This window comes from Actinomyces sp. ICM47 (assembly GCF_000278725.1).
GTDB lineage: Bacteria > Actinomycetota > Actinomycetes > Actinomycetales > Actinomycetaceae > Pauljensenia.
This window is the reverse complement of the sequence record NZ_ALCA01000107.1, coordinates 1-6,017: the sequence shown is the minus strand read 5'-3', so window position 1 is coordinate 6,017 and position 6,017 is coordinate 1. Positions and strand designations below refer to the sequence as shown.

Genomic DNA, 6,017 nt, shown 5'->3' with positions numbered 1-6,017 from the left:
GCTTAATCAGCGAGCGAGGCTCACTTCTCGAGCAGGTCCTTGACCTTGGTGACATCCAGCGGGATGCCGGGACCCATCGTCGTCGCGACGGAACCCTTGATCAGGTAGCGGCCCTTGGCGGAGGTCGGCTTGAGACGCAGCACCTCATCCAGGACGGCGGCGTAGTTCTCAGTCAGCTGCTCGGCAGTGAAGGAAGCCTTGCCGACGATGAACGCCAGGTTGGCGTGCTTGTCGACGCGGAACTCGATACGACCGCCCTTGATCTCCTTGATGGCCTTCGCGACATCCATGGTCACGGTGCCCGTCTTGGGGTTCGGCATGAGGCCACGGGGGCCGAGGACGCGGCCCAGGCGGCCAACCTTGCCCATGAGGTCGGGGGTCGCAACGGCGACATCGAAGTCGGTGTAGCCCTTGGCAACCTTCTCGATGAGCTCGTCGCCGCCGACCTCGTCGGCACCTGCGTCGATCGCTTCCTGAGCGCGCGGACCAACGGCGAAGACCAAGACCCGGGCGGTCTTGCCGGTGCCGTGCGGCAGGGAAACGGTGCCACGGACCATCTGGTCCGCCTTGCGGGGGTCGACACCGAGTCGGAAGACGACCTCAACGGTCGAATCGAACTTGGTGACGGTGGTCTCCTTGGCCAGCTTCATGGCCTCGAAGGGGGTGTACAGCACGTCCGCGTGGACCTTCTCGGCCGCTGCGCGGTAGCTCTTGGAGCGCTTGGTCATTCTGCTTCTTCTCCTTGCAGTCGTGGGTGTCGGGCAGCGCCTGCCCTACCACGGGGGGTTGGTTGGTGTCAGTCCTCGACGGTGATGCCCATGGAGCGGGCGGTACCGGCGATGATCTTGGCGGCGGCGTCAGCGTCGTTGGCGTTCAGGTCGGCCATCTTGGCCTCGCCGATCTCACGAGCCTGAGCCATGGTGATCGAACCAACCTTGGCGGTGTTCGGGGTGCCGGAACCCTTCTGGACGCCAGCAGCCTTCTTGATGAGCTCAGCGGCGGGCGGGGTCTTGAGGACGAACGTGAAGGTACGGTCCTCGTAGACGGTGATCTCAACGGGGATGATGTTTCCGCGCTGCGATTCGGTGGCCGCGTTGTACGCCTTGGTGAACTCGACGATGTTCACGCCGTGCTGGCCCAGTGCGGGGCCGACGGGGGGTGCGGGGGTGGCTGCACCGGCTGCGATCTGAAGCTTGATCAGGCCGGTGACCTTCTTCTTCTTTGCCATGAATGCGGGTCTTTCTACTGAAGTTCTGGCCGACGGGTGCCGACCAGGGCGGCGCGTCGGAGGCGGGCCTACTGGGGTTCAGTGGGCACAGTGCACCCAACGCACACAAATATGCATGATAACTCCAACCCGGGCCTGTCCCCAAGTCCGGGTGGGTGACATCACTGCTCGAGCTTCTCCACCTGGTCGAAGCCGAGCTCGAGCGGGGTTTCGCGCTCGAAGATGGTGACGAGCACCTTGAGCTTCTGGGTTTCGGGCATGATCTCGGAGATCGTGGCCGACATAGTCTCGAAGGGGCCGTCGGTGACGGTAACGATCTCGCCGACCTCGAACTGGGTCTGGACGGCCTGCACGGGCGCGGGCTGATCCTTGGCGGCCTCGGCGGCTTCCTCGAGGACATTGGGCGTCAGGAGCATGACAACCTCGTCGATCGAGAGCGGCACGGGGTTGTGCTGGTCGCCCACGAAGCCGGTGACAGCGGGGGTCTCCTTGACGACACGGTACGAGGCCTCGTTGAAGTCCATGCAGACGATCGCGTAGCCGGGGATGCGCACGTGGCGCACGCGCTTCTTCGTGGTGCCACGGTATTCCATGACGTACTCATCCGGGACCTCGACGGCGAAGATGTAGTCTTCCATGTTCTGCGTGGTGATGCGCTGCTCGAGGTTTGCCTTCACCTTGCGCTCGTGGCCGGAGTAGGTGTGGATGACGTACCAGTCGCCGGGGGACATGTAGAGCTTGCGGCGCAGCTTAGCGATCGCTTCCTCTTCGGGCGAGGCCGGTGCAGCCTCTTCCTCTTCCACTTCCTCGGACGCGACTTCCTCGGAGGCAACCTCCTCGATCACCTCGTCGACGACTTCCTGAGCAGCTCCGTCGGCCAGGGCTTCGGCGGTCTCCCGCTCGACCTTTTCCTGGGTTTCCTCGAGGACCCGGTCCTCGCTGTACTGTTCGTCGCTCACGACTTCTCCTCCTGCGAATAGGGCCGGACCGTGAAAGAAACCCGCCTGCAGGTTTCTGCGGGCGGGTTCGTCGGTCTCAGCCGAAGATCAATGCACTTAGCTTACCGAATCCGAAGTCAAGGAGACCAGCGAAAAGCATGATTGCGGCGACAAACACAACGACAACAACGAAGTATGTCCAGGTTTCCGATCCGGTCGGGTAGGTCACCTTCTTCATTTCGTCGATGACTTGCTTGAAGAAAAGGAAGATGCCTGCGAAGAAACCGGGTTTCTTAGCCTTATCCTTAACGGCGGCATCGCGCTTGCGAGTGGCGCTCGCCTTCGTACGGTCTCGGCGCAAGGATTCGACGTCCGAGGCTTTTTCTGTGGCCATGGGAATCCTCCTGCGAAAATGAAAGCCTTATCCGCAGGGCAGGCGGGACTCGAACCCACAACCGCCGGTTTTGGAGACCGGTGCGCTACCAATTGCGCCACTGCCCTACGCAGGAAAACCTGCCTGAGAAACATTAGTGGATGTGATGCGACTTTGTCCAACCGAGTTTCACCCCCAGTCCGCACAATCCCCGAAATTCCGCCCCAGGCCTCGTAAATGAGAGGTAGCCCACGCGCGCTTTACAGGGGTGTCAACCCGCTCAGGCGCATGACGTGGGACCATGGAGGGGTGACCAATACACCTCGCACCCGTGTCTCTGATCGTTTCAACGCCATCACGCCGTCCGCGACCCTGGCCGTGGACGCGAAGGCCAAGGCCCTCAAGGCCGCCGGCCGCCCGGTGATCGGCTTCGGCGCCGGCGAACCCGATTTCGCCACGCCCGACTACATTGTCGAGGCCGCCGTCAAGGCCGCGCGCAACCCCGCGATGCACCGCTACACGCCGGCAGCCGGTCTGCCCGCGCTGCGCGAAGCCATCGCCGCCAAGACCCTGCGTGACTCCGGTTACGAGGTCTCCCCCGCCGACATCGTCGTCACCAACGGCGGTAAGCAGGCCGTGTTCCAGGCCTTCGCCGCACTGCTGGGTCCCGGCGACGAAGCCATCCTGCCGACCCCCTACTGGACCACCTACCCCGAGGTCGTCAAGCTCGCCGGCGCGACCCCCGTCGAGGTATTCGCAGGTGCCGACCAGGACTACAAGGTGAGCGTCGAGCAGCTCGAGGCCGCGCGCACCCCTCGCACGAAGGTGCTGCTCATGTGCTCGCCGTCGAACCCGACGGGCAGCGTCTACACGCCCGAGGAGCTGACCGCCATCGGCCAGTGGGCGCTCGAACACGGCATCTGGGTCATTTCCGACGAAATCTACGAGCACCTGCTGTATGAGAACGCGCAGAGCGCGCACATCGTCAAGCTGGTGCCCGAACTCGCGAATCAGGCCGTCATCCTCAACGGCGTAGCGAAGACCTACGCGATGACTGGCTGGCGAGTGGGCTGGATGATCGGCCCCTCCGACGTCATCAAGGCTGCCCTGTCCTTCCAGTCGCACCTGACCTCCAACGTCAACAACATCGCCCAGGAGGCCGCGCGCGCCGCCGTCTCGGGTTCCCTGGATGCGGTGAACGAGATGCGCGTCGCCTTCGACCGCCGCCGCCGCACGATTGTCAACATGCTGCGCCAGATCGACGGCTTCGACGTTCCCACGCCCAAGGGCGCGTTCTACGTTTACCCCTCCGTCGAGCGCCTACTGGGTCGCGAGATCCGCGGACGCGTCGCTAACACGTCGGGCGAACTCGCCGACCTGATCCTCGACGAGGTCGAGGTCGCGGCGGTTCCCGGCGAGGCCTTCGGCCCCTCCGGCTTCCTGCGCTTCTCCTACGCCCTGTCCGACGACGACCTCGTCGAAGGTATCACCCGCGTACAGGAGCTCTTCGCCTGATGCATATCTCGTTCGAACGGACAGATGAGGAGACGCCCCTCGGGACCGTCCTCCTCTCTCACGGGTACGCGGAGCACTCCGGGCGCTATGTCCACCTGCGCTCCGCTCTCACCCGCGCCGGATACGACGTCGCATTCTACGACCACGCGGGCCACGGGACCTCCGAGGGTCCCCGCGCCCGCGTGGACGTGGGTACTCTCATCCGCGACTTTGGTGATGCACGCCGGACGACCCTCGCCCACGCACGCACCCCCGACCTGTTCCTGTTCGGACACTCAATGGGCGGCATCATCGCAGCCGCGTCGACGATCCTGGACCCGACGCGGCTGCGCGGCACCGTCCTCTCCGCGCCAGCGCTGCGCCCCCTCCCCCACGTCTCCCCCTCCCGCGCCCGCAAACTCCTGCCGGTCGCGCGAATCAGCCCCGGCCTCGTCGTGACAAAGGGAGCCTCCGAGATGAAGGTCTCTCCCCTGTCACGCGACCCGCAGGTCCAGCGCGACTTCGACGCGGATCCGCTCACATACAAGGGCGGCGTGCCGATCCTGACGGGCGCAACCATGATCCTGCAGGGCGACGAAGTGCTGCGGCGCGCCGACCGCCTCACCACGCCAACCCTGGTCATGCACGGCTCCGGCGACCTCCTGGCAGACCTGCGCGGATCGCGCGACTTCGTGCGGGCCGCGCGCGGTGCCCACCCCGACGCGGACGTGCATCTGCGCATCGTGGACGGCGCGTACCACGAGCTGCTCAACGAACCCGAGGGGCCGGGCCTGATCCGCGACATCATCATCTGGCTCGGGGAGCACTAGGCCGTGGACGCACCCGCTGTCCCCAACCTGACGGCACCGCGCCCCACGCCTGCGGGCAGGCGAAATCTCACGACCCTGCCCAAAGCTCACCTGCACCTGCACTTCACGGGAGCCATGCGCCCCGCCACCATGGTCGACATGGCGCGCGCCCAGGGTGTGCGCCTGCCCCCGCACCTGCTGCACATCGATGCCGCATCCATGCCAGCCGACGGGCGCGGGTGGTTCCGTTTCCAGCGAGCCTACGACTCCGCGCGCCACCTCGTGCGCTCCGAAGCCGCAATGCGCCGCCTCATTCGCGAGGCCGCCGAGGACGACGCTGCCGAAGGATCCGTGCGCATGGAAATCCAGGCCGACCCGACCAGCTACGCGCCCTACGTTGGCGGCATCACCCCGGCCCTGGAGATCATCATCGACGAGGCCCGCTCAGCCTCGCGCGAGACCGGCGTCGATATCGGCGTCATCGTCGCCGCATCACGTATGAAGCACCCGCTGGACGCGCGCACTCTCGCACGCCTAGCAGCGTCATTCGCGGGCGACGGCCCCGGCGAGGTCGTGGGTTTTGGCCTGTCGAACGACGAGCGCGTGGGGTCGACGGCTTCTTTTGCTCCCGCGTTCCGCATCGCGCGCCGCGCCGGTCTCGTGGGTGTCCCGCACGGCGGCGAGCTCCTGGGTCCGGCCTCCGTGCGCGAGGTCGTGTCCACGTTGGAACCCGCGCGCCTCGGGCACGGGGTGCGCACCAGCGAGGACCCTGCGTTGCTGCGCGCCGTCGTGGACGCGGGCATCGCCCTGGAGGTCTGCCCCACGTCGAACGTGCACCTGGGCGTCTACACGGACTTTTCGCAGGTGCCGCTACCGACGCTGCTGTCGGCCGGGGCTCGCATTGCCCTGGCTGCCGACGACCCACTGCTCTTCCGCTCGCGCCTGGTCGCCCAGTACGAGGTCGCCCGCGACGTATTCGGCCTGTCCGACGAGGCCCTGGCATCGTTGGCGCGGTCTTCTATCGACGCGTCGCTGGCCTCGGCCTCGCGCAAGGCGGCGTGGAAGGCCGACATCGACGCGTGGTTGGCGGTGGAGCCTGCGGCGTAGCGCTCGCGGGACTCGCGGCGTAGGGCTGTCCCGGGGGTCCTGCGCTCAAAGTGCAGACCACCTCGACG

The 6,017-nt window shown here is 65.9% G+C and carries 7 protein-coding genes and 1 tRNA gene; 3 read left to right on the top strand and 5 right to left on the bottom strand.

Annotation, left to right across the window (positions count from 1 at the left end):
* Nucleotides 1–20: 20 nt before the first annotated feature.
* The 5 genes from rplA to HMPREF1136_RS07540 all read right to left on the bottom strand — a co-directional run bounded on the left by rplA (nucleotide 21) and on the right by HMPREF1136_RS07540 (nucleotide 2,667).
* Nucleotides 21–728 carry a 50S ribosomal protein L1 gene (rplA, locus tag HMPREF1136_RS07560; RefSeq protein ID WP_009648753.1) on the bottom strand — a complete coding sequence of 236 codons (708 nt, stop codon included), beginning with the start codon at nucleotides 726–728 and terminating at the stop codon, nucleotides 21–23.
* A 68-nt stretch (nucleotides 729–796) separates the two neighbouring features.
* Entirely contained in the window at nucleotides 797–1,228 is a 432-nt protein-coding gene (gene rplK / locus HMPREF1136_RS07555; protein WP_009648755.1) for a 50S ribosomal protein L11, read from the bottom strand.
* Nucleotides 1,229–1,389: 161 nt separating this feature from the next.
* On the bottom strand, nucleotides 1,390–2,187 hold the full coding sequence (gene nusG, locus HMPREF1136_RS07550; protein ID WP_009648757.1) for a transcription termination/antitermination protein NusG: 798 nt from the start codon (nucleotides 2,185–2,187) through the stop codon (nucleotides 1,390–1,392).
* Between the two features lie 76 nt (nucleotides 2,188–2,263).
* Complete coding sequence (secE, locus tag HMPREF1136_RS07545) at nucleotides 2,264–2,560, bottom strand: preprotein translocase subunit SecE (protein ID WP_009648754.1); 297 nt, start codon at nucleotides 2,558–2,560, stop codon at nucleotides 2,264–2,266.
* 34 nt (nucleotides 2,561–2,594) lie between these two features.
* Nucleotides 2,595–2,667, bottom strand: a tRNA-Trp gene (locus HMPREF1136_RS07540).
* Between the two features lie 181 nt (nucleotides 2,668–2,848).
* Between HMPREF1136_RS07540 and HMPREF1136_RS07535 the strand changes: the two genes are divergently transcribed.
* The 3 genes from HMPREF1136_RS07535 to HMPREF1136_RS07525 are packed head-to-tail and all read left to right on the top strand — an operon-like array spanning nucleotide 2,849 to nucleotide 5,949.
* Nucleotides 2,849–4,054, top strand: coding sequence for a pyridoxal phosphate-dependent aminotransferase (locus HMPREF1136_RS07535; RefSeq protein ID WP_009648758.1), 1,206 nt, complete (start codon nucleotides 2,849–2,851; stop codon nucleotides 4,052–4,054).
* Nucleotides 4,054–4,863, top strand: coding sequence for an alpha/beta hydrolase (locus tag HMPREF1136_RS07530; protein ID WP_009648756.1), 810 nt, complete (start codon nucleotides 4,054–4,056; stop codon nucleotides 4,861–4,863). Before HMPREF1136_RS07535 ends, HMPREF1136_RS07530 begins: the two co-directional genes overlap by 1 nt.
* A gap of 3 nt (nucleotides 4,864–4,866) precedes the next feature.
* Entirely contained in the window at nucleotides 4,867–5,949 is a 1,083-nt protein-coding gene (locus tag HMPREF1136_RS07525) for an adenosine deaminase (protein ID WP_009648752.1), read from the top strand.
* The last annotated feature ends 68 nt before the right edge of the window (nucleotides 5,950–6,017 follow it).

Coding starts and splice junctions, on each gene's coding strand:
- rplA (WP_009648753.1), bottom strand. CDS start 728: ATGACCAAGCGCTCCAAGAGCTACCGCGCAGCGGCCGAGAAGGTCCAC.
- rplK (WP_009648755.1), bottom strand. CDS start 1,228: ATGGCAAAGAAGAAGAAGGTCACCGGCCTGATCAAGCTTCAGATCGCA.
- secE (WP_009648754.1), bottom strand. CDS start 2,560: ATGGCCACAGAAAAAGCCTCGGACGTCGAATCCTTGCGCCGAGACCGT.
- HMPREF1136_RS07530 (WP_009648756.1), top strand. CDS start 4,054: ATGCATATCTCGTTCGAACGGACAGATGAGGAGACGCCCCTCGGGACC.